This window comes from Enterococcus sp. DIV0703 (assembly GCF_051711065.1).
In the GTDB taxonomy this organism is placed as follows: domain Bacteria; phylum Bacillota; class Bacilli; order Lactobacillales; family Enterococcaceae; genus Enterococcus_B; species Enterococcus_B hirae.
This window is the reverse complement of the sequence record NZ_JBIOLX010000001.1, coordinates 2,722,034-2,745,834: the sequence shown is the minus strand read 5'-3', so window position 1 is coordinate 2,745,834 and position 23,801 is coordinate 2,722,034. Positions and strand designations below refer to the sequence as shown.

22 protein-coding genes and 1 other annotated feature are annotated in these 23,801 nt (G+C 36.8%); of the genes, 20 read left to right on the top strand and 2 right to left on the bottom strand.

Going from position 1 to position 23,801, the window contains the following annotated elements; translation table 11 throughout:
• The first annotated feature begins 50 nt into the window (after positions 1-50).
• The 11 genes from gltX to IGK81_RS12545 all read left to right on the top strand — a co-directional run bounded on the left by gltX (position 51) and on the right by IGK81_RS12545 (position 8,957).
• Entirely contained in the window at positions 51-1,511 is a 1,461-nt protein-coding gene (gene gltX / locus IGK81_RS12595; RefSeq protein WP_438758128.1) for a glutamate--tRNA ligase, read from the top strand.
• Positions 1,508-1,748, top strand: a binding site (T-box leader). Its footprint overlaps the gene before it by 4 nt.
• A 75-nt stretch (positions 1,749-1,823) precedes the next feature.
• On the top strand, positions 1,824-2,360 hold the full coding sequence (gene epsC / locus IGK81_RS12590; protein WP_010720635.1) for a serine O-acetyltransferase EpsC: 537 nt from the start codon (positions 1,824-1,826) through the stop codon (positions 2,358-2,360).
• Positions 2,357-3,769, top strand: coding sequence for a cysteine--tRNA ligase (cysS, locus tag IGK81_RS12585; protein WP_034700057.1), 1,413 nt, complete (start codon positions 2,357-2,359; stop codon positions 3,767-3,769). The genes epsC and cysS overlap by 4 nt, the downstream gene beginning before the upstream one ends.
• The gene (locus IGK81_RS12580; protein WP_010720633.1) at positions 3,766-4,161 is read left to right on the top strand and encodes a Mini-ribonuclease 3; all 396 of its coding nucleotides are present in this window, start codon (positions 3,766-3,768) and stop codon (positions 4,159-4,161) included. Before cysS ends, IGK81_RS12580 begins: the two co-directional genes overlap by 4 nt.
• Positions 4,154-5,041, top strand: coding sequence for a 23S rRNA (guanosine(2251)-2'-O)-methyltransferase RlmB (rlmB, locus tag IGK81_RS12575; protein WP_431393585.1), 888 nt, complete (start codon positions 4,154-4,156; stop codon positions 5,039-5,041). The genes IGK81_RS12580 and rlmB overlap by 8 nt, the downstream gene beginning before the upstream one ends.
• 4 nt (positions 5,042-5,045) lie before the next feature.
• Positions 5,046-5,576 carry an NYN domain-containing protein gene (locus tag IGK81_RS12570; RefSeq protein WP_034700055.1) on the top strand — a complete coding sequence of 177 codons (531 nt, stop codon included), beginning with the start codon at positions 5,046-5,048 and terminating at the stop codon, positions 5,574-5,576.
• 77 nt (positions 5,577-5,653) lie between these two features.
• Positions 5,654-6,232 carry a sigma-70 family RNA polymerase sigma factor gene (locus IGK81_RS12565; protein ID WP_431393583.1) on the top strand — a complete coding sequence of 193 codons (579 nt, stop codon included), beginning with the start codon at positions 5,654-5,656 and terminating at the stop codon, positions 6,230-6,232.
• A gap of 113 nt (positions 6,233-6,345) precedes the next feature.
• Positions 6,346-6,591, top strand: a complete 246-nt coding sequence (locus tag IGK81_RS12560) for a Veg family protein (RefSeq protein ID WP_005875105.1) — start codon at positions 6,346-6,348, stop codon at positions 6,589-6,591.
• 92 nt (positions 6,592-6,683) lie between these two features.
• Positions 6,684-7,121, top strand: coding sequence for a GNAT family N-acetyltransferase (locus IGK81_RS12555; RefSeq protein ID WP_412003940.1), 438 nt, complete (start codon positions 6,684-6,686; stop codon positions 7,119-7,121).
• 253 nt (positions 7,122-7,374) lie between these two features.
• The gene (locus tag IGK81_RS12550) at positions 7,375-8,058 is read left to right on the top strand and encodes a helix-turn-helix domain-containing protein (protein ID WP_034700759.1); all 684 of its coding nucleotides are present in this window, start codon (positions 7,375-7,377) and stop codon (positions 8,056-8,058) included.
• Entirely contained in the window at positions 8,049-8,957 is a 909-nt protein-coding gene (locus IGK81_RS12545; protein ID WP_197538272.1) for an IS3 family transposase, read from the top strand. The genes IGK81_RS12550 and IGK81_RS12545 overlap by 10 nt, the downstream gene beginning before the upstream one ends.
• A 216-nt stretch (positions 8,958-9,173) precedes the next feature.
• Here the strand turns inward: IGK81_RS12545 and mscL are convergent, their stop codons facing one another.
• Complete coding sequence (gene mscL, locus IGK81_RS12540) at positions 9,174-9,638, bottom strand: large conductance mechanosensitive channel protein MscL (RefSeq protein ID WP_010720627.1); 465 nt, start codon at positions 9,636-9,638, stop codon at positions 9,174-9,176.
• A gap of 235 nt (positions 9,639-9,873) precedes the next feature.
• On the opposite strand from mscL, the gene yfmF reads away from it, so the two are divergent.
• The 9 genes from yfmF to IGK81_RS12495 all read left to right on the top strand — a co-directional run bounded on the left by yfmF (position 9,874) and on the right by IGK81_RS12495 (position 22,662).
• The gene (yfmF, locus tag IGK81_RS12535) at positions 9,874-11,142 is read left to right on the top strand and encodes an EF-P 5-aminopentanol modification-associated protein YfmF (protein WP_034700051.1); all 1,269 of its coding nucleotides are present in this window, start codon (positions 9,874-9,876) and stop codon (positions 11,140-11,142) included.
• Positions 11,135-12,424 carry an EF-P 5-aminopentanol modification-associated protein YfmH gene (yfmH, locus tag IGK81_RS12530; RefSeq protein WP_010720625.1) on the top strand — a complete coding sequence of 430 codons (1,290 nt, stop codon included), beginning with the start codon at positions 11,135-11,137 and terminating at the stop codon, positions 12,422-12,424. Before yfmF ends, yfmH begins: the two co-directional genes overlap by 8 nt.
• A 230-nt stretch (positions 12,425-12,654) precedes the next feature.
• Complete coding sequence (locus IGK81_RS12525; protein ID WP_010720624.1) at positions 12,655-13,545, top strand: RodZ domain-containing protein; 891 nt, start codon at positions 12,655-12,657, stop codon at positions 13,543-13,545.
• A gap of 178 nt (positions 13,546-13,723) precedes the next feature.
• Positions 13,724-14,302, top strand: a complete 579-nt coding sequence (gene pgsA / locus IGK81_RS12520; protein WP_010720623.1) for a CDP-diacylglycerol--glycerol-3-phosphate 3-phosphatidyltransferase — start codon at positions 13,724-13,726, stop codon at positions 14,300-14,302.
• 321 nt (positions 14,303-14,623) lie between these two features.
• Positions 14,624-15,871, top strand: a complete 1,248-nt coding sequence (locus tag IGK81_RS12515; protein WP_034700048.1) for a competence/damage-inducible protein A — start codon at positions 14,624-14,626, stop codon at positions 15,869-15,871.
• Between the two features lie 105 nt (positions 15,872-15,976).
• Entirely contained in the window at positions 15,977-17,017 is a 1,041-nt protein-coding gene (gene recA, locus IGK81_RS12510; protein WP_010720621.1) for a recombinase RecA, read from the top strand.
• Positions 17,018-17,442: 425 nt separating this feature from the next.
• Complete coding sequence (gene rny, locus IGK81_RS12505; protein ID WP_010720620.1) at positions 17,443-18,999, top strand: ribonuclease Y; 1,557 nt, start codon at positions 17,443-17,445, stop codon at positions 18,997-18,999.
• 473 nt (positions 19,000-19,472) lie between these two features.
• Positions 19,473-22,376, top strand: a complete 2,904-nt coding sequence (lanM, locus tag IGK81_RS12500) for a type 2 lanthipeptide synthetase LanM (protein ID WP_034700046.1) — start codon at positions 19,473-19,475, stop codon at positions 22,374-22,376.
• A gap of 124 nt (positions 22,377-22,500) precedes the next feature.
• Positions 22,501-22,662, top strand: coding sequence for a hypothetical protein (locus tag IGK81_RS12495; protein WP_010720618.1), 162 nt, complete (start codon positions 22,501-22,503; stop codon positions 22,660-22,662).
• A 153-nt stretch (positions 22,663-22,815) separates the two neighbouring features.
• On the opposite strand, the gene proC is transcribed toward IGK81_RS12495, so the two are convergent.
• Positions 22,816-23,622 carry a pyrroline-5-carboxylate reductase gene (proC, locus tag IGK81_RS12490; RefSeq protein WP_431393507.1) on the bottom strand — a complete coding sequence of 269 codons (807 nt, stop codon included), beginning with the start codon at positions 23,620-23,622 and terminating at the stop codon, positions 22,816-22,818.
• Positions 23,623-23,801 lie beyond the last annotated feature (179 nt).

The window sequence follows — 23,801 nt, the reverse complement described above, 5'->3', positions numbered from 1 at the left end:
TCGTGTTTTGTCTCATATTTTAAAGTCTAGTTTGAAAGAAGAGGAAGAAAATGACGAAAGTACGCGTACGCTATGCACCAAGTCCAACTGGGCACTTACATATTGGGAATGCTCGAACAGCATTGTTCAATTATCTATTTGCTCGCCACAACGATGGAGACTTTATTATTCGTATTGAGGACACAGACCAAAAACGAAACATTGAAGATGGTGAAAAGAGCCAATTGGAAAATTTGGCTTGGTTAGGTATCGATTGGGATGAATCTCCTGAAAATCCTGGAGAATATGGTCCTTATCGTCAATCTGAAAGAAAAGAAATTTATCAGCCTTTGATTGATCAACTTCTTGCAAGTAATCGGGCATACAAATGTTACTGTACAGAAGAAGAGTTAGAAGCAACTCGTGAAGAACAACGTGCACGTGGAGAAATGCCTCATTATGCGGGTACTTGTGCAAATCTAACACCAGAAGAACAAGCAGAAAAAGAAGCGCAAGGGATTGAACCAGTGATCCGATTCCGTGTACCACGTAATACGGAATATGCGTTCAAAGATATGGTCAAAGGGGATATCACCTTTGAATCAGATAATATCGGTGGCGACTATGTCATTCAAAAACGTGATAGTATGCCAACATATAACTTTGCTGTAGCTGTAGATGATCATATGATGAAGATTACTCATGTCTTACGTGGGGATGACCATATTGCAAATACACCTAAACAATTGATGATCTATGAAGCTTTTGGTTGGACACCACCAACATTCGGTCACATGACATTGATCATCAATACAGAAACTGGGAAAAAACTAAGTAAACGTGATGAATCGATTTTACAATTTATCGAACAGTATCGTGAATTAGGTTACTTACCAGAAGCAATGTTCAACTTTATTGCATTATTAGGTTGGTCACCAGTAGGCGAAGACGAAATTTTCAACCAAGAAGAATTGATCAACATGTTTGATCCAAATCGTTTGAGTAAATCACCTGCAGCCTTCGATGCGAAGAAATTACAATGGGTGAATAACCATTACATGAAAGAAATGGATTTAGATAAGTTAACAGACATGTGCTTGCCTTACTTGATCGCTGACGGTCGAGTACAAGAAAATCCTGATGAAAAAACGATCGAATGGGTCAAAAGAATCGTTAGTCTGTATCAACCACAAATGAGTTACGCAGCTGAAATCGTAGAAGCTTCTTCCTTATTCTTCAATGAACATCCTGTATTGAACGATGCGGCTAAAGAAGTATTAGCAGGCGAAACTGTTCCACTTGTTCTTAATGCGTTTAAAGCACAACTAGAACAAATGGAAGTCGTGGATGCCCCAACCGTAAAAGCAGCAATCAAAGCTGTCCAAAAAGAAACTGGCGTTAAAGGTAAAAATCTTTTCATGCCAATCCGAGTAGCTGTTTCAGGACAAATGCACGGACCAGAATTACCAGATACGATCGAATTGCTTGGTCGTGAAAAATCATTAGCACATTTAAATCAAGTCATCAACTAAACACGATGAACAGAAAGAAGTAAGTAATCATTGATCTCAAGAGAGGTGACGGGCGGTGGAAGTCACTGATCGATGTTTACTGAAATGCCTCTGGGAGTGGTTTCGGCGAGTGAAATAGACACATCTCTTTGTGACGAATTTCAGGTAGTCGAGAACGTATAAGCTTACGTTAACAGCTAGAGGTAATCATATCTGATTATAAATAAAAGTGGAACCACGCCAATTAGCGTCTTTTAATAAGGAAACTTGTTAAAGGCGCTTCTTTATTTGTCAGAGAACTACATAAATTATTGAGAGGAAGGAGCGATGACGATGGGGTGGTTTGCCCGAGCGGTAGAGGCAGCTAAAAAAAATGACCCGGCTGCTCGTTCAACATTAGAAATCGTTTTGACATATCCAGGGTTTCATGCCTTATTTTGGCATCGGGTGTCACATTACTTATATCAGCATAAACTTTACTTGCTGGCAAAAATCAATGCACAATTTTGGCGATTTATAACAGGAATCGAGATACATCCTGGAGCCCAGATCGGACAAGGTGTTTTTATCGATCATGGGATGGGGATCGTGATTGGAGAAACCGCAGAGGTCGCTGATGATGTAGTTCTTTTTCATGGAGTTACGTTAGGTGGTACAGGTAAAGAAACGGGCAAAAGGCATCCCACAGTGAAACAAGGGGCAATGCTTTCTGCCAATGCTCAAATATTAGGACCGGTCACGATTGGGAAACATACGAAGATTGGTGCCGGTGCAGTCGTTTTAAAAGACATTCCAGATTATGCTACAGCCGTGGGGGTTCCTGCAAAAGTAGTACGGATTAATGGAGAAAAAGTGAGGAGATCAGAATGATAAAAATTTACAATACATTGACTAGACAAAAAGAGGAATTTGTACCGATTCAAGCAGGAAAAGTCGGTATGTACGTGTGTGGTCCGACTGTTTATAACTATATTCATATTGGAAATGCCCGCAGCACGATTGCTTTTGACACGATTCGACGCTACTTTGAATATCGGGGATATCAAGTCGATTATGTTTCCAATTTCACTGATGTAGATGATAAAATCATTCGTGCTGCTAATGAATTAGGGATCACGGCGCCAGAAGTAGCCAACCGTTTTATCCAAGCATTTGAAGAAGATACCAAGGCGTTGAATGTGGAGCCAGCTACAGCGCATCCTCGTGTGATGGATCATATGTCAGATATTATTTCTTTCATCCAAGTATTGATCGAAAAAGGTTATGGATATGAATCAAATGGCGATGTCTACTACCGTACAAGAAAATTTTCAACCTATGGACAACTTAGTGATCAATCGATTGATGAGTTAGAAGTGGGCGCGAGTCAACGGACGGGAGCAGAACAAAGTCAGAAAGAAGATCCGCTTGATTTTGCACTATGGAAAAAAGCAAAACCTAATGAGATCTCTTGGGATTCTCCATGGGGACCCGGACGTCCAGGATGGCACATCGAATGTTCCGTTATGGCAACGAAACATTTAGGGGAAACAATTGATATCCATGGTGGTGGGCAAGATTTAGAGTTTCCACATCATGAAAATGAGATTGCCCAAAGCGAAGCAAAAACGGGAAAGAAATTTGCCAATTATTGGATGCACAATGGTTACGTCACGATTGGCGATGATGATCAGAAAATGAGTAAATCATTAGGTAACTTTATTACTGTCCATGAAATGATCCAAACGGTAGATCCACAAGTGTTACGCTTCTTCATGGCAACAACTCAATATCGCCGACCGATTCGTTATAGTGAGGCAACGATGAAGGAAGCAGCGACAAACTTGCAACGCTTAAGAAATACATTTGATAATCTTAAATTCCGCCTAGCAACAGCAGAAAAATCTCTGGCGGATGACACAAAGTATTTAGCTGAGCTTGAACAAATCGAACAACGTTTTATTGAAGAAATGGACGACGATTTTAATGCTGCGAATGGAATTACCGTCGTTTATGAATTGGCAAAATGGTTAAACACATATTTGGAGAAAACAACTGTTTCAGCGGATGTTCTAGCAAAAGGGGAAGCATTATTTACCCAATGGTTGGCTATTTTTGGTATTTTATTTACATCTGAGGAATTACTTGATGAAGAGATCGAGCAGTTGATCGAAGAACGTACGCAAGCAAGAAAAAATCGTGATTTTGCCCGTAGTGACGAAATCCGTGACCAATTAAAAGAAAAAGGGATCTTGCTTGATGACACACCGCAAGGAACTCGTTGGAGAAGAGAAGCATGAAAGACTATACACAATTAAACGGACTAGCTTTAGCTTATGTAGGGGATGCCATCTATGAGATCTATATCCGTGACTATTTGATCGAACAAGGGGCGACTAAACCGAATAAACTTCATAAAGCAGCCACGAATTATGTTTCAGCAAAAGCACAAGCTTATCTGATTAAAGAGATGCTAGAAGAAAAATTGATGACACCAGAAGAAGAAACTTTTTATCGTCGTGGTAGAAATGCCAAAAGTCATACAAGTGCAAAAAATGCAGATGTCACAACTTATCGAATTGCCACAGGTTTTGAAGCTTTGATGGGGTATCTGCATTTGACGAAACAAACAGAACGGTTAGAAGAATTAATTGAATGGTGTATCCAGAAAGTCGGTGAAAAAAATGGGTAGAGAACAAAAGGAACGTCATTATAACAAACGTAAAAAAGCAACGAAACAGCCAATGAACGCTTCATCACAGAAAAAATCGCAAAAAAAGCGAAACCATTATGACACTTCCTATGAACCTGTAGTTGGGGAGAAAAAAGAGGAAGCAATCGAAGATAATTTTGTCTTTGGTCATCATGCAGCAGTAGAAGCCTTACAACAAGGTAGAGGGAATAAGTTATTTTTACAAGAGGACTCACGGGGAGAAAAAACCGAAGAGTTAAAGAACATTGCTAGAGATCAAGCTGTACCAGTTAAATGGGTTCCAAAACAAAAATTAGATACCTTAAGTGATCATGGTGTACATCAAGGAGTAGTTTTAGCGATTACCCCGTATGAATATTTATCTTTAGACCAGCTTCTTCAGCAAACCAAAGAAAAAACAGAAACACCTTTCTTTGTCATTTTAGATAGTATTGAAGATCCTCACAATTTTGGTTCGATCCTACGAACAGCGGATGCAAGTGGGGTAGATGGCGTAATCATTCCTAAGCATCGGGCGGTAGGCATTACGCCAATCGTTACAAAAACCTCTACTGGAGCAGTCGAACATGTACCTGTAGCACGAGTGACCAATCTTGTTCAAGCAGTCCAACAACTAAAAGAAGCCGGTTTTTGGGTTTTTGGGACAGATATGGATGGTACAAATTTCCAAAAATGGAATACAAAAGGCGCTATTGCTTTAGTGATTGGTAACGAAGGACGAGGAATGAGTCCTGGATTGAAAAAAGAAATGGACGAACTTTTGACCATTCCAATGGTCGGTCACGTTCAAAGTTTGAATGCGAGTGTTGCTGCTGGATTGTTGATGTATCAAGCTTTTTCTCAACGTCAAGGAGAGTGATCAGATGAAAAAGCAGCTCCTAATTGTTGATGGTTATAACATGATCGGTTCTTGGCCAGAACTCGTTTTGTTGAAAAAACAAGAAAAGATGGCGGATGCTAGAGAAGCTTTGTTGCATCGTTTGTCAAATTATGCCAAATACGAAGGAATTGAAGTGATAGTTGTTTTTGATGCACAATTGGTTCCAGGTATTCAGCAAAACTACAAGAAATACCAATTAGAAGTCGTCTTTACAAAAGAAGATGAAACGGCAGATAGTTATATTGAACGTATTGCTGGCCAATTGAATGATCGTTTAACGCAAGTAACTGTTGCCACGAGTGACTTAGCCGAGCAATGGATGATCTTTTCACAAGGGGCTTTGCGGACTTCTGCCTATGAATTATATAAAACGATCCAGAAAACAGAGAAAAACATTGCACAAGATAATATAAATATGCAATTTGATAATTTTCGTCGTAATTCGCCTTGGAGTAAAGAACAATTAGAAAAATTGTCCCAAAAGTTAGACGATTTAATGCGAAAAGATAGATAACACAGTTATATGATTAGTCAATCGGATGATTGATGGTAAGATTCCTCCATAATCGAAAGAGATGGAGGAATTATTTTATGTCTGAGGAGTTATTGCGCGCCGCACGTGACGGTGATGAAGAAGCATTCGCTATCCTATATCAAAAATATTTTCCACTTTTGTTACATTTAAAAAATATGTACTACCTAAGAAATTATGTGTATGAAGATTGGGAACAAGAAGCAAGGATCGCCTTATACCAAGCTTTAAAGACTTATGAAAATAACAAAGGCGTTAGCTTTGGCAGCTATTATAAAAGCATTATCAGTAATCAAATTTATTCATTATTAAGAAAACAAAATGCCTTGAAACGCAGAGACCAAAAAGATGAATTATCGATTGATCAGAAGGTTGAAACAGAAGGTCCGGACTTTTTAGCAGAAATCACTACTCAAGAACCACTTGCGATGCAACGATTACTGTTAAATGAAGCCATTGAAGATTGTGAAATCAAATTTTCAAAAAAGGAAGCAAAAATATTTTATTATTATATGCAAGGAACCGATTTCAAGAGGATGGCAGAGGAACTTTCAATGGATGTCAAACAAGTCAAGAGTGCGTATAGCCGTGTGAAATTTAAAATAAAACAACATCTCAAAAATTATCATGAGGAATAATTTATAAAATTATTAATGTTTTTCTTATTTGTTTTTATTGCATTTCTTTTTTTTATATGGTAAACTTGAAAATTTTTAGAAAGTGTGGTATATTGGGTAATGAGGTGAACTGTATGCCAACAACTTTAGCTACAATCAAAAAAGATTTAGAAGGTCGTATCGGCAGCCCAATCATGCTGGTTGCTCAGACAGGAAGAAAGCGTCAAACAGAACGCCGAGGCGTTTTAACAGAAACCTATCCTTCAGTATTCGTTGTTGATTTGGATCCTGAAGAAAATTCTTTTGAACGAGTATCGTATAGCTATTCAGATGTACTTACTCGAACAGTCGAGATTGAATTTTTAACTGAAGCAGTTTAAAAAGCAAGCGAGCCTAGTTTTTTATAAGGTTCGTTTGCTTTTTTGTTTGGAAATAGGTATGCTGAAAAAAAGAGAATTGGAGGCACTTTCAAATGGAACATTATGTAAAAAAATTTGCGGATTTGACCACTCAAGAATTTTATGAGATTGTCAAAGAACGCATTGCTGTTTTTATCGTAGAACAAAATTGTCCCTACCAAGAAGTGGATGAAATTGATAGCCAAGCTTGGCATACGTATTTCAAAGATGAAGCAGGGAAAATTTCTGCTTATACACGTATTTTTGAAGAAGATGGAACCATTCATTTTGGTCGAGTGTTGGTCAATAGTGAACATCGTAAAGAAGGGTTGGGACGTAAGATCGTGCAACGTACGATGGAAGTAATTGAAGCCAATTACCCGCAACGACCGATCGTCATTGGGGCGCAAGTCTATCTTCAATCTTTTTATGAGTCATTTGGATTCGAGGCCATTTCAGATGTTTATTTAGAAGATGACATTCCCCATATCGATATGAAAAAATCGAGCTAAAGTGATCATGACGATAGGTAGCGCAATACAAAAAGAGGTTGAGACAAAAGTGTTCAGCATCAAGAAATAAGAAGGAATTTCCGAAAATTGCTTCTCAAATTTTTGGTAAATTTCGGCTTATTTCCGAAGATGCTACTTTTGTCTCACCGTTTATTCGTTTTTAGAGATACTAGAAGAGACTGAGACAACTTTTGATATGCTCCCCCTATATAGGACACTGAAATATAAAAGTCCTGTATAGGGGGGATTTTGTATGCCGAAAAGAAAGATGAAACTCACTCCAGAAAAACGAGTAGAACTAGTAGAAAGCTATTTGAATGGTGAAGACAGTATGACCAGCCTAGCTCGCACTGCAGGCATTAGTTGGGCTGCTTTAAGTAACTGGGTTATGCTTTATGAGAATGAGGGGCCTACTGGCTTATTAGCAAGACGAAAGAATACACACTATACGATTGAAACAAAGATTCAGGCTGTAAATGATTACCTAAATGGTTTAGGGAGTCTGTCGGAAATTACTAAGAAATACGGACTAAGACAGTCTAAACAACTACGAAATTGGATAAAGATATATAATACTCATGGAAACTTCAAAACAGAAAGCGGTGGAAGTCAAATGAGTCAATCAAGAAAAACAACCTTCAAAGAACGGGTGGAAATTGTCCACTATTGTATTGTGCATGATCATAACTATGGCAAAACGGCTATCAAGTATCAGGTATCGTACCAACAAGTACGTAATTGGGTACTAAAATATAAGGAAATGGGCGAAGCCGGCTTAAAAGATCGTCGAGGACATCGAGCTGGAACAGAACCCAGTCGGACACCAGAAGAAGAAATGCGTGATCGACTGGCTGAACAAGAACGCAAAATTAAACTGTTAGAAATGGAAAATGACCTCTTAAAAAAAGTCAGGGAGTTAGAAAGGAAGTGGGACTAGACCTCATCCGTCATATCTTTGAATACCAAGCAATTAAGGAACTCCATGATCTCAAAAATTATTCGATAAAATTAATGTGTGATTTTTTACACGTCTCCAGATCAGCGTATTACCGTTGGTTAAAGCAACCAAAATCAGCTCAAACTATCTTTAACGAGCACCTGGCAGACCTAATAAGATACATCTATGAAGCAGATAACGACAAGGGGTATCGGAGAATCCGTGACGATTTGGTTCAAAACTTTGGTTTGCACGTCAATGACAAAAGAGTCTTGCGGATTTGTCGTAGTCTTCAAATTAAATCTACCGTCAAACACCAGCCAAGCGGAATTACTAAAGCGTCCAATAATCCTTATCATATTGCCAAGAACTATCTAAATAGAAATTTCCATGCAGATAAACCAAATGAAAAATGGCTAACTGATATCAGTGAATTCAAGTACACTCTAGGAAACCAAGTAAAAAAAATTTATCTTAGTGCCATTCTAGACTTAGCAGATCGGCGTATTGTTTCTTTCGTCATTAGCGATAGAAATGATAATAAGTTGGTTTTTGATACCTTTGACGAAGCAATTCGACTTGAACCTGTGGCTCATCCGCTATTCCATAGCGATCGAGGGTTTCAGTACACCAGTAAAAACATGAGAAATAAAATCAAAAATCAAGGGATGAAACAAAGCATGTCTCGTGTAGCCCATTGTATTGATAATGGGCCAATGGAAGGGTTCTGGGGAACATTGAAACGTGAAAAATACTATCGTCGTAAATTTACAAGACGCGAAGATCTCGTATCGATGATCGAAGATTACATCAACTACTATAACAATGGCCGTTATCAACGATGCTTGAAATCCAAAACGCCATTACAAGTTCACCAACAGCTTTTAATGGCAGCGTAATAATCGTATCTCTTAGATGGGTGAAATGTCCTTTGTTTCGCACATCTGAGGGATACGCCAACCAAGCGCAGCCGAGGTTTAAACAATGAAAAACAAAAGAACTGTTTGCCACAAAATTAGCAAACAGCTCTCTAAAAATTTTATTATATTTCCGTGTCCACTTGACGGGGAGCCAACCATTTTGTCCCAGTCCCTTTTTGTATCATTTAGTTTTCTTTATTTTTCAGTTGTCTGATCAACGGTTGCTTGTGTAGTTGGTCGTCCGTTGTTTTCTGCTGTTTGTTGTGCAAGTAGATCACGAATGTCGCTCAAATAATCTTCAGCAGTTGGTTTGGCAGGTGCTTCTTCTGTTTCTTTTTCAGGACGTAATCTTTTAGCGTGGTTGGCTGCTTTCACAACTAAGAATAAGACAAACCCTGTAATAATAAATGTTATGATTGCACTAATAACATTGCCGAAAGCAAACGTAACTCCTTTAGTAGGTGACCAGTCCAAGATAGAAAGGGCGCCTTCCAAATCAGACGTGCCAGTAATCATCGCTACAACCCAGCCTACAAGAGGTGTGATCAAACCTTGAACGATCTGATTGACAATGCTAGTAAATGCACTCCCGATAACAACCCCAACGGCTAAATCTAATACGTCGCCACGCATAATAAACTCTTTAAATTCTTTAATCATTTTTCTCCTCCTTTCACTTATCCTTAGTATAACGAAGAATAAAAAAATATAAAAACGACATGCATTTATGGCTAAGGTCTGTCGTTCAAGTACTTATATGCTATACTAGAAGGTGACTCTTAAGTGATGCAAGAGAGAATTAAAGCAGTAAAAAATAGTAGCCACATATTCTTTTATCCTCCAAGATAAAATCAACCATGTCGGAGAACGAACTGCTAATAAAGGAGCATGTACTATGACATATCAACTGGCAGAAGGTGTAAACCTCCACGTCTTGCAAACAAAACAATATAAAACGGTTCGTATCTTTGTTCGCTTTACTACGCGTTTAAAAAAAGAAGTCATCACGAAACGTTCCCTTTTAAGTAGCTTGTTAGAAACGAACAGTTTAAATTATCCTGACCAGACTCAGTTAAGTGCAAAATTGGCGGATCTTTATGGTGCTAGTTTTGGAACGTCCGTGAGAAAAAAAGGCAATCTTCACTGGTTGGATGCTAGCATCAACTTTGTCAATGGCAAGTATATCAACGATACCAGCATTTTAAACCAAGCTGTTGCTTTTTTGAAAGAAGTTCTCTTTTATCCAAACATTACGGGGAAAAAATTTGATCCAGCCACTTTTGCTTTAGAAAAAAACAATTTGAAACTTTATTTAGAGAGCTTAAATGAAGACAAGCAAACGATGGCTTCACTGGCGCTTCAAGAGTTGTATTTTGATCTGTCGGAGGCGCAGAAAATACCAAGTTTTGGAACAATCGAAGATCTAGATGAACTCACAGCTGAAGTGTTAGCTGACTATTATCATCAGATGATCACAGAAGATCAGATCGATATCTTCGTAGTGGGAGATGTCTCTCCTGCAGAAGTCCAAGCAGCTTTTAGTGAATGGGCATTTCCAGAGCGAGAAAGATTACACCCGGAAATTTTTTATAGCCAACCGCAAGAAAATATCATCAAAGAGCGACAGATCGAAGAACCAGTGACTCAGGCGAAATTAAATTTGGCTTATCAAACCAATGTCTATTATGACCAACCGGATCGTTTTTCATTGATGGTCTTCAATGGATTATTTGGCGGTTTCCCACACTCTAAATTATTTATGAATGTTCGTGAAAAAGAGAGCCTAGCTTACTATGCTTCCAGCAGCATTGATACTTTTCGTGGGTTCCTAAGTGTACAAACAGGAATTGATGGACGTAAACGTAACCAAGTATTGCATCTGATCCATGAACAATTAGAAAGTCTACGAAATGGGGAAGTCACAGAACTTGAATTGACACAAACTAAGGCTATGTTACGAAACCAATATCTATTATCATTAGATGCCCCGCAAGTAGCTGTCGAGACTGCCTATTTAGAGAATTGGTTGCCAGAAACGAAATTAACAGCTGACGAATGGTTAAAACGGATGGAAAAAGTAACGGTCGAAGACATCCAAAAAATAGCTCGACAAATCGAGTTGCAGGCAATTTTCTTTTTAGACGGAGGTACAACAAATGAATAAAACAGAATATGATCAAATCAACGAAACACTGTACCATGAAGTATTACCAAATGGTTTGACTGTTTATTTATTACCTAAAAATGATTACCATAAGACATATGGTTTATTTAGTACAAATTACGGTTCGATCGATAATGAATTTATTCCATATGGTTCAGATAAAAAGATAAAAGTTCCAGATGGTATTGCCCATTTCTTGGAACATAAATTGTTTGAAAAAGAGGATGGCGATGTCTTTCAATTATTTGGACAACAAGGGGCCTCAGCTAACGCGTTTACCAGTTTTACCAAAACAAGTTATTTATTTTCAACGACAGATCAAGTTGAAAAAAATTTGACGACTTTACTTGATTTTGTCCAAGCACCTTATTTTACGGAAGAAACTGTTAATAAAGAAAAAGGGATCATTGGACAAGAAATACAAATGTATGAAGATGATCCAAATTGGCGGATGTTTTTTGGCATTTTGAATAATTTATACCCTGAACATCCTTTGCATATCGATATAGCTGGCACAGTTGAAAGTATTGAAGCAATCACTGCTGATGATTTATACACCTGCTATCGGACATTTTATCAGCCAAGTAATATGGTCTTGTTCGTAGTAGGAAAATTAGAGCCGGAAAAGTTGATGGAATTGATTCGAACCAATCAAAATGCTAAGGATTTTCCACCAGCTCAAAAAATCAAACGTTATTTCCCTGACAATAATGGTGATATTATTGCGAAAAGCTCAATGCGCTCAGCAATCACTAGAGATAAGTTTGTCTTGGGAATCAAAGGGCTAGATGTTTTACCAGCAGAAGGGAAGGAATTATTGAGATACAAGACCGCTCTCAATCTTTTATTCCAATTGTTATTAGGGAATACTTCTCAAAATTATTTGAAAATGTACAATGATGGTTTAATTGATGACAGCTTCGGTTTTGAATTTAGTTTAGATCGAGAATTTCATTTTGCTGACTTTAGCGGAGACACGGATCAGCCAGAAAAAGCAGCTGAAAAAGTGAAAGAAATTCTTCTGCATTTTGAAGAGGATCAAGAACTGTCTGAAGAAAATCTAACATTGTTGAAGAAAAAGATGTTAGGACAATATTTCCAAACATTAAATTCACTGGAATACATTGCAAACCAATTCACGCAAAGCCTATTTGGGGATCAAACATTATTTGATTTACCAGAAATTATTGAATCCATTCAATTAGCAGATGTATTAAAAGTAGGTCGTTCTTTTATCAAAGAAGAAGCGTTCAGTGAGTTTTATATGCAGCCAAATGTCTGATATAGAAGTAGAGATGACGAATGGGAAAGTAGTTAAACTCTTAAATTTCGTTATAGAGTGCATTCAATGTTACCCTAAGATAACTTCGTTTATGGTATTCTTAAGAAGATAAAGAATAAAAAATGGGCGTTGGTGTATGGCGTGTTACATTCTTAACGAAAAGGAACAATTAGACGACTAGCGTTTATACAATTGCTGGTTAGAATAAAAAGACTGGAGAAGATGAACGAGTGGCTTTTGAAACCATCGGAGAAACATTAAGGCAAGCTCGCCTAAATAAGAAAATATCTTTAGATGAATTACAGCAGATTACGAAAATTCAAAAACGTTATCTAGAAGCAATCGATAATGATGATTTTGATCAACTACCTGGAAAATTTTATGTTCGGGCATTTATTCGTCAATATGCAGAAGCTGTCGGTGAAGATGGCGATCATTTAGTTGATGTATTTGATGGGAAAAGCAAATTATCAGCTGGAGAAGTTGTCGCACGTCCTGAACCAGAAACAGTGAGTGGTTCGAGAAAAGCGATGCATCAGGAAGAAGCCAATCCAAGTAAGTTTTGGACAAGTCTACCGGTTATTTTACTTGGTTTAGTCGCTTTAGCAATTATTACTGTTGTGGGTTATATGACTTGGCAGGATCGAAAATCTGACCCGATTATTGATACAACGGCAACTTCAGTTTCGGTTGACGGTGCAATTACACAAACGACATCTAGCACTAAGAAAGAGCGTGAATCCTCTTCTTCAACAAGTACGACAACCACTTCAACAACACAAGAAGAGAAAAAGATGGCGATTACGGCTGGTGAAGACACAGGTAGTACGATCGCAGTGAATGTTACGGATGCGAAAAAACCTGTTACACTTGAATTTGCAGCGACTAACCGAATTTGGATCGGTGTATTAGTGGATAATGCCTATGTTTATCAAGGGACATTAGCAGCAAATGAAACACAAAGCACGCAATTACCGGAAACGGCAACCAATGCAACGATTCGATTAGGAGCTGCAAGTAATGCAACGGTTAAGATAAACGGGGAAGAAATCCCTGTTAATCCAGGAGCGAATAATCAAAATCCTAAAAATGTCACATTGACACTACAGTATGCAGAGTAAATCGCTTAAAATCGCTTATAAGTAGAATGATGTGAAAAAAGAAAACAAGATAAGTACCTGGGAAGGCAGATTCATCTTAGGTGCTTATCTTTTTTCACGACTGCTGATAAAAACTGATCATTATCGGTGGAAAGTTTAGAACGAGTCACGTAGAATAGGGAAGAAAGGAGTCGATAGTGTGAATTTACCAAATAAATTAACTGTACTTAGAATTTGTATGATCCCGATTTTTATTTTAGTTGTCGGATTACCCTTAGATTGGGGACAAGTAACCGTAGGAACAACATCACTTGCTGTAACACAATTAGTAGGAGCGATTATTTTTGCTTTAGCAAGTATTACCGATTGGCTCGATGGAAAAATTGCTCGTGCCAGAGGATTAGTTACCAATTTTGGAAAGTTTGCTGATCCATTAGCAGATAAAATGTTAGTGATGACCGCTTTTATCATGTTGGTGGGGCAAGGTAAGGCACCAGGATGGGTAGTTGCGATTATCGTTTGTCGAGAACTAGCTGTTACCGGTCTGCGACTATTGTTAGTCGAAGATGGGGAAGTCATGGCAGCAGCGTGGCCAGGAAAAGTAAAAACGGCTACGCAAATGGTGGCTATTATTTTATTATTCATCAATAATATTCCATTTAATCTGATCAATTTACCGATGGATCAAATCATGTTGTATGCTTGTTTGATCTTCACGATTTATTCAGGTGTTGATTATTTTATGAAAAATAGTGGTGTGTTCAAAGGTTCGATGTAAGATTCCTTACAAAGATGTACCATTTCGATAATTCGTCTTACCCCAAAATAACATTTTATATTTTGGGATAAGACGAATTTATTTATGCTGATTCACGTTTCAATCATTTATTTGATCGCCATTTTTCTAAACTAGCTAGATGCCTAGCTATCTTATGATGAAGATGAAAATGAAAATGATGAAACTCTTTATCAGAAAATGAGCAAATGATAAATGAAACGTTTAGCAAATGGCGTATACTATTAGTAGATAAAAAGAGATTGAGAAGAGACCAAAACAGGCCAACGAGAATTCGTCTGTTGTAATGAAGGAAGCGAAAAAATGAAATCAGAAATCATAGCAGTAGGGACAGAGCTTTTACTAGGACAAGTAGTCAACACGAATGCCACGTTTTTATCCGAACAGTTAGCAGACCTCGGGATTGATGTGTATTATCAAACGGTGGTTGGTGATAATCCCGACCGTTTAGAATCATTACTCCAATTAGCAGAAACTAGAAGTGACTTGATCATTTTATGTGGAGGGTTGGGACCGACAGAAGACGACCTGACGAAAGAAGTTACTGCGAAACATCTAGGGAAAGAATTGATCCAAAACACCGAAGGCTATAAAAAATTGTTAGCATTTTTTGAAACGACCAAGCGTAAAATGACTGAAAATAATTTACAACAATCACAAATCATCGATGGGGGGATTGCTTTACCTAATCGCACAGGCTTAGCATTAGGTACGTTCTATCAAACAGCGGACCATGTCTATCTCTTGTTACCTGGACCACCGAGCGAATTAAAGCCAATGTTCATTGAACAAGCTCGCCCATTATTGGAGCAAAACTTTCCATCTGAAGAAATGCTGATCTCAAAAGTTTTACGTTTTTACGGTATCGGGGAATCCCAACTAGTCACAGAATTAAAAGACTTGATTGAAACACAGATCAACCCAACGATTGCCCCTTACGCAAAAACTAACGAAGTCACTTTACGATTAACTGTGAAGACCAAAGACAAACATGCAGGAAACCAAGCTTTACTTGCTTTGGAAGAAAAAGTATTGGCGAGAGTAGGTGAGTACTTCTATGGATATGGTGATGATAATTCATTGCCTAAAGTGGTCGTAGAATTATTAAAGGAAAGAAACCAAACAATTACTGCAGCAGAAAGTTTGACTGCTGGAGCCTTTCAATCAGCTTTGGGAGAGATCTCTGGTGTTTCTCAAGTCTTCCCAGGAGGCTTCATTACCTATTCTTTAGAAACTAAAGCAGAATTTTTACACATCGATGATGCACTATTGAAGCAGCATGGAACCGTCAGCCAAGAATGTGCAGAACAAATGGCTATCCAAGCACGTAATTTAGCAAAAACAGATTATGCGATTTCGTTTACTGGAGTGGCTGGACCAGATACCTTAGAAGGACAGCCAGCTGGAACAGTTTGGATCGCGGTTGCAACAAGTGAAGGGGAGGTCATTTCGCAGAAATACCAATTTACCAGAGACCGTTCTCATATAAGGAATAGCGCAGTAATGCAAGGATTTGATCTCATTAGAAGACAACTATTAAGAAAAAAATAAATGCGAATATTTGTTCGGTTTTTTCTTGCTTTTTGTCATTAAAAACGATATGATTAGTACAATGAAATGTCGCACTGATTTGTGAATATAAGGAGGATTATCGTATTGGCAGATGATCGTAAAGCAGCCTTAGATGCTGCGTTGAAAAAAATTGAAAAGAACTATGGGAAAGGCTCGATCATGAAACTTGGCGAAAAAATCGACCAACAAGTTTCGACTATCCCAAGTGGTTCTCTTGCATTAGATGTTGCTTTAGGTGTTGGTGGTTACCCACGAGGACGTATCATTGAAGTATATGGTCCTGAAAGTTCAGGTAAGACAACCGTTGCCTTACATGCAATCGCTGAAGTACAAAAAAATGGCGGAACAGCCGCTTTTATCGATGCTGAGCACGCTTTAGACCCACAATATGCTCAAAAATTAGGGGTAAACATTGACGAATTACTTCTTTCACAACCAGATACTGGGGAACAAGGACTAGAAATCGCTGATGCGCTTGTATCAAGTGGTGCAGTAGATATCGTAGTAGTCGATTCGGTTGCCGCTTTAGTTCCACGTGCTGAAATCGATGGAGAAATGGGTGACTCTCACGTAGGGTTACAAGCTCGATTAATGTCACAAGCATTGCGTAAACTATCTGGGTCGATCAATAAAACCAAAACGATTGCTATTTTCATTAACCAAATTCGTGAAAAAGTTGGAGTGATGTTCGGTAATCCTGAAATCACACCTGGTGGACGTGCATTAAAATTCTATGCAACGATTCGTTTAGAAGTGCGCCGTGCGGAACAATTGAAACAAGGAACAGACATTGTTGGTAACCGTACGAAGATCAAAGTAGTTAAAAATAAAGTAGCGCCACCATTCAAAATTGCTGAAGTCGATGTGATGTATGGGCAAGGAATTTCTCAAGAAGGAGAATTGCTTGATATGGCGGTTGAAAAAGATATCGTTGATAAAAGTGGTGCTTGGTATTCTTACAAAGAAGATCGTATTGGACAAGGTCGTGAGAATGCAAAAAATTACATGTCCACTCATCCTGAAATGATGGCAGAAGTTTCTGCTTTAGTCCGGGCGGCTTATGGGATCGGTGAAGATGTAGAAATACCCGAAGAAACGCAAGCAGAACTTCCTTTAGAGGAATAAGACGAAGTAAGAATAGAAATAATCGAATAACTATTCAAAGGATGTTTGAGCCTCGAGAGAACTCGCATCGTTCAGAGAAAGTGTTTTCCTTTGATATGTTGTCGATTGAATCTAATAAGCCGAAATTTTTTAAAATTTCGGCTTATTTTTTGTTCTTAATTTTCATTAATGCAAAATTATTTGTTCTTAATATGTTTTGGTTATTATTTAATATTATCTTTTATTCATAAAATGACCTTTAAATGAAAATCGAGAAAGCCGTTTCTTATGTATTTAAAGTTGACACTACGGGGTACAAACATTAGAATAAACTTGTGCATGTTTTTGTACACCTATGCATAAAGCATATTAACAAGTTTAGAGTACTTTATCATAAAAGTTATATAGATGATAAAAATGAAAAAGATAGTATGGAGGTGGATTTTATGGTATTCAATATTCTCCTCGCTATCATCGGTTTAATTGTCGGTCTTGGTTTAGGGTTTATGGTTGCAAAGTCACGTCATGAAAAAGAAATTGCAGGTGCTCAATCATCAGCAGCTGGAATTATTGATAGTGCAAAGAAAGAAGCAGAAACTCTAAAAAAAGAAGCATTGTTAGAAGCTAAGGAGGAAAACCAGAAATATCGTTCTGAAGTGGAGAGTGAGTTGAGAGAAAGCAAGTTAGAATTAAAATCTCAAGAAAATCGTTTAATTCAGCGTGAACAAACGTTGAATCGTAAGGATGACTCATTGGAAAAACGTGAGACCTCACTTGAAAGCAAAGAAGAAGCACTTAGTTCAAAACAGCAATTGATTGAAGAGCGAGAAAAAGACGTTGAAAAGTTGATTGAAGAACAACAAAGAGAATTAGAAAAAATTGCTGGTTTATCTAAAGAAGATGCAAAAGATGTCATCATGAAATCAACTGAAGAAGAATTGAATCATGAATTGACGTTAATGGTCAAAGAATCGGAACAACGTGCAAAAGAAGAAGCAGATCGTAAAGCCAAAAATCTTTTATCGTTAGCGATTCAGCGCTGTGCGGCAGACCAAGTATCTGAAACAACTGTATCTGTAGTAACTTTACCAAATGATGAAATGAAAGGACGCATCATTGGTCGAGAAGGACGAAATATCCGTACACTAGAAACATTGACTGGAATTGACTTGATCATTGATGATACACCAGAAGCAGTGGTCCTTTCAGGTTTTGATCCAATTCGTAGAGAAATCGCTCGGATGACTTTAGAAAAACTGATCCAAGATGGACGGATCCATCCTGCACGAATCGAAGAAATGGTCGAAAAATCGCGTAAAGAAATGGATGAACGAATCCGTGAGTATGGGGAAGAAGCGGCGTTTGAAGTTGGTGCGCATACCCTTCATCCAGATTTGATCAAAATCATGGGTCGTCTTCATTTTAGAACTAGCTATGGACAAAATGTTTTGAAACATTCAGTAGAGGTTGCTAAATTGTCAGGTATACTAGCCGCTGAGTTAGGCGAAGATATCCAATTAGCTAAACGAGCTGGTTTGCTTCATGATATCGGGAAAGCATTAGATCATGAAATCGAAGGTTCTCACGTAGAGATCGGCGCAGAGTTAGCTGCTAAATACAAAGAAAATCCTGTAGTGATCAATGCGATTGCATCTCATCATGGAGATGTTGAAGCAACGTCAGTTATTTCTGTCTTGGTAGCTGCTGCAGATGCCTTATCCGCTGCACGACCAGGAGCTAGAAGTGAATCCTTGGAAAATTATATCCGTCGCTTAAGAAGCTTAGAAAACATTTCAAATAGCTTTGCCGGAGTAGAATCTAGTTTTGCTGTTCAAGCTGGACGAGAAGTTCGGGTTATGGTAAAACCAGAAGAGATCTCTGATTTAGATGCAGTTCGTTTAGTACGAGATATCCGTAAACGAATTGAAGAAGAATTAGATTATCCAGGGCATATCAAAGTCATCGTTATTCGTGAAACGCGTGCGACAGACTACGCTAAGTAAAAAATAAAAGAACGTTACGATTAGTTAGGATAATCGTAGCGTCTTTTTTTTTTAAACCACTATTTAATCAAGCTTGATCGTTTTAACATTATTTTGATAAGAGGTTGAGCAGCTATAAACATGGTGTGTTAACTTTGAGTTCTAAATTAGCTTCTTAATAAGAAGTAGGCATAATCTAACTAGAGACGATTATTCTATCATTAAAGTAGATCAAAATTATTCTTAATGACTACTAGAAAATCAAACTAGGATGAAGAATAGTTAGGAAATAAAATTTGTTGCATTAGTGTACATTTTGTTAACGAGAAATAAAAGTTGTATAAACTAGTAATATATTGATCTATGAGTTTGAAATCAATTTTATGTACAATTTTTTACTAGGATTTATTGGGTAGAAAGATATAGTTTTTGTTCTTGAAAACACAAGTAATTGATTCTATATGATCTAAATATAGATGAGGTGGGGTAAGCAGATGGATAATTATGAGTTGTTGGAATACAATTTAGCAGAATTTATGACTTCAGATATGCAAGAGGAATTTTTACAATTTTTTCATTTTCAGAATATTAATGAATTTAAGGAACAGTATGTTCATTCAAAAAAACTGCTAAAAGATCAGAACGAAGAGATGTTGAATGAACTAAAAGAATGGAGACAAGTTGATTCAATTGAAAAATTCTCGCAACAAGTAACAATAAAGCTAACTGAGCAATATTTTATGAAGTACCCAAATCTAATAAAATACAAAAATGTTAGCAATAACATTAATGAAAACCTTTGCAAAGATATTCATGAGATTCTTTTGCGAACGATTGTTTATGACTTTAATCTATTAAAGTCACAGTTACAAAAACTCTCTGTGAAAAGTTATATTAGAAATTATTTATCTAATGAGAAATACGTCACAGGTTTGTTTCAAAGATTTCCTGTTTTATTCAATTTAATAGATAAAAAAATCAAAGAAACAATCTGTTACATTTCTGAAGTTATCCAACATGTAGAGTATGATTCAAAGGAAATTAACGAATTGTTTGGTATTCAACTTGATCAAGAAATAGGAGTTGAATTTTCTTCGGGTGATCCGCATCTGTCAGGAAAATTTCCACTCGTGATAACAGGTAAAAAGAATAAAATTATTTATAAACCACGAAGTAATTACAATGATTTATTATTTGGAGAATGCGTTGCTTTATTTAATAAAATTAATTTTAACAAACAACTAGCACAAATAAAATTATTGAATCGTAAAACGTATTCTTGGTCAGAATTTATTGTAAGTGATCCTTGTCAATCAGAAGAAGAAGTTCAAGATTTCTATTATAAAATGGGGGCAATTATTGCAATTCTTTTCTATTTAAATGCTTCGGATATTCATCTTGAAAATCTAATTGCAAGTGGTGGTTCACCCATGCTCATTGATTTAGAATGCTTGTTTAACAATTTAGATCGTATGGAAGCATTATCTGTAAATGATAAGATACATGAAATTTTGACTAATTCTGTTCTTAATTCTGGAATTGTACCTATGTACAACGAATTTTTTAAAGATGATATTTCGGCTTTAGGAAGCCATGAAAACTTATTCCAACGTTTTTCAGTACCACAATTGATTGTTTCAGAAGATGATTTAGAAATTAAATTCACTGAAAATTCTGATGAATTTAAATATTCATATTCTAATGTTCCGATGTATCATGGACAAAATTATCGTTTTTTAGACTATAAGCAACAGATCTATCAAGGATTTACAGAAACATTTCACCTATTTTTGGATAAAAAATCAGAGCTGATTGATATTGTTGAGCGCTATAAAAATGATATTACTATCCGACATTTAATAAAACCAACAGCAACTTACAGTAAAATAGCGACTTTAAGTTATCATCCTAGGTTCTTGACAGCACCGTTTGATCGCTTGTTATTTGTCTATTCTCAAATGGCAAGATTTGGTTCTACACCATTTCTTACCTATGAAATTGAGGACATACTAGAGGGGGATATCCCTTATGTTTTTTCAAAACTTAACTCAAATACACTTAACATTTCAAAAAAAATGACATTTACGAATAACAGTCGTATAGATTTCTTAACACTATGGAAAAAAAAGATCCATTCTCTTAGTGAGAAAGATTTAAACTACCAATTAAATATTTTGCAAAAAAGCTTTGGAGATAAAAATATTACGTTAGAAGATCTTTTTATAATTGGAGAAAAAAATGATGAGATCAAGACTTTAGAATCTTACATCCATAGTAAAAGGATAGTACACAATAAGCAGGTGACGTGGCTTCATACCGGTTATGAAGATTTAACAAAAGACAAAGATTTTAAAATTCGTTTAAAACTGCAGCCAATGAATAACAGTTTGTATAATGGGAAAATTGGTGTAGCAATCACTTACTATTATTTATGGAAAACAAAAAATGATTTTGATTACAAAAACAGATTTCTATTAATATTGAATGATTTACTTGATCATTTTGATTTATCTAATCAAAAAAATTATGATATAGGGGTTTTTTCTGGATTAGGTGGTTATATCTATTTATTTAATTTGATTGCTCCATCCTTGCGAACATCAAAACTGATCGCAATTGAGCAAGATATCCTTCAATATCTGGGACAAAAAATAAAAAAAGACAAAATTCTGGATATTATGAGTGGTACGGCGGGGTTATTACTACTTTTTTGTAATATTTATAAAAAGAGCCCTAATAAAGAATTAAAAAAATTAATTGGACTTTGTGTGGAGAATTTATTAAATAATTTAATAGAATCAGAGGGAAAAGGAAGTTATTGGGAATCCTCTGTAGAAAAGAAACTTATTTTAGGTTTTTCTCACGGAACATCAGGTATTCTTTATGCTTTAGCGATTTATGAAGAGTTATTTTCGGTAACCAAAATAAAAGAAACGATTGGCGCAGTTACCTTATTTGAAAACCAACATCGTAAAAACGGTGTGTGGTTTGATACAAGAGGAGAAAAATGGATTGAGCAAAATACTTTTTATTGTAATGGTCTTGTAGGAATGCTTACTCATCGATATCTTATGGAAGGAGAAAGCCCAGAGGAGCTATTATATTTTGCTCGATTAAAAGAAGAATTAAACAAAGAACGTGTAGATAGTTGCTTATGTCATGGCTTTTTAGGAAATATGTGGCTTTACCGTCATTTCTTCATTCATCATAATATAAAGTCATATGCGTTCTTACTCGATGATTGGAATGCATACTTAGACAAACGAACAATTAATGAAAGTTGTTTAGAAGACGAGTTTCTAGATGTTGGTTTGATGACCGGTCTTTCCGGGGTGATTTTGGGATTGTTAGCGTTGGAGAACCCTAACATACCAAACATACTTTTATTCGATTTATAGATAAATCCTTCAATCGAAAATACGAATGAAGAGATAGGATCTGATTGAATAATAGATTGATAAGTGTAACAAACAGTTGATGACAATAAAAAATGATTGATCAACTTGAAAGGAGGTGAAGAAAATGGCAGTAGGACTATTAATGAAAGCAGGCAATGTTTCTGAAGAATTAGCAGTATTAAACAACGAACATAGTTTGAATGCTTCGCTAGATACCATCTGCGGAACAATGGGTAGCCTTGGTTGTGGTAGTTTTGGTTGTGGCTCTTTATCTAGCTGTTGCTAAAATATATACGGATGAAAGGTTTCAGAGGTTTTATTGTGAATATTGAAAAATAATAATTCAGAATGAAGAGTCTGAATCTGGGACATTAATCAGAAAAAATCTGATTAATGTCCTACTTTTTTTAGTAAAAAGATTCCTTCAGACTCATTCGTTTTATTTCTTATCCAGCATTTCTCGATCTTTTTCGATCGTTGTATTGATCCCTTTGATAATAGCAGGAATGAAGCCAGCTTCTTCTAAAGCCACAACACCTGCAACGGTTGTTCCGCCAGGGGAAGAAACCTGGTCAACTAGCTCCCAAGGGTTTTCATCACTTGTTAGGAATTTTTGACAAGATCCCATAATAGCTTTGGCAGCGATCTCGGTTGCCATTTTTTTAGGTAAGCCATTAAAGACACCCGCACGACCCATGGCATCGATCAACATATAAATAAATGCTGGTGAACTACCGGCTAACCCAATAAACGTACTGAAATCACCTTCTGCCAGTGGATAGACACTGCCGATCGCTTCAAAGATTTGCGTTGCTTCTTTGAATTCCTCATATGTGACATGATGATTTTTACAGATAGCAGAGACACCTGCACCCACACTAACGTTTACGTTTGGCATGACACGAATGATTTTCGCTTCGGGGTCATTTAGGGCTTTTTCCAGATCATGTAATGATTTTCCTGAAGCAATTGAAATAAAGAGACATTTCTGACTATATTTTCTTAAATCCTTCAGTACTTGGTCAATGATTTTAGGTTTGACTGCCAGTAAAATGACATCTACTTGTTTTGCGACTTCTTGATTTGTTTGACAGGCGGTTACACCAGTTGCTTCTGCAAAACGTTGTGCATTTTCGAAATGACCACTTGAGACAAAAATATCTTCTTTAGCCACTGTTTCGTGTTCAATCAAGCCGTTAATGATTGCTTGCGCCATATTACCTGTTCCAATGAATCCAATTTTCATGTTATCCTCTCCTTTTGTTTTAGCATAGCTTTCTTTTCAATGAAGGGCAAGCAAAGAATAAAGCGTGTGGATAGATACATAAACAGGTGAAACTAGTGCATAAGTGGTAAAAATAAGGTAAATAAGCTAACATTGATTTATAAATTGAAAGTTTTCAAGTAAGGATGGTAAAGTGTGAA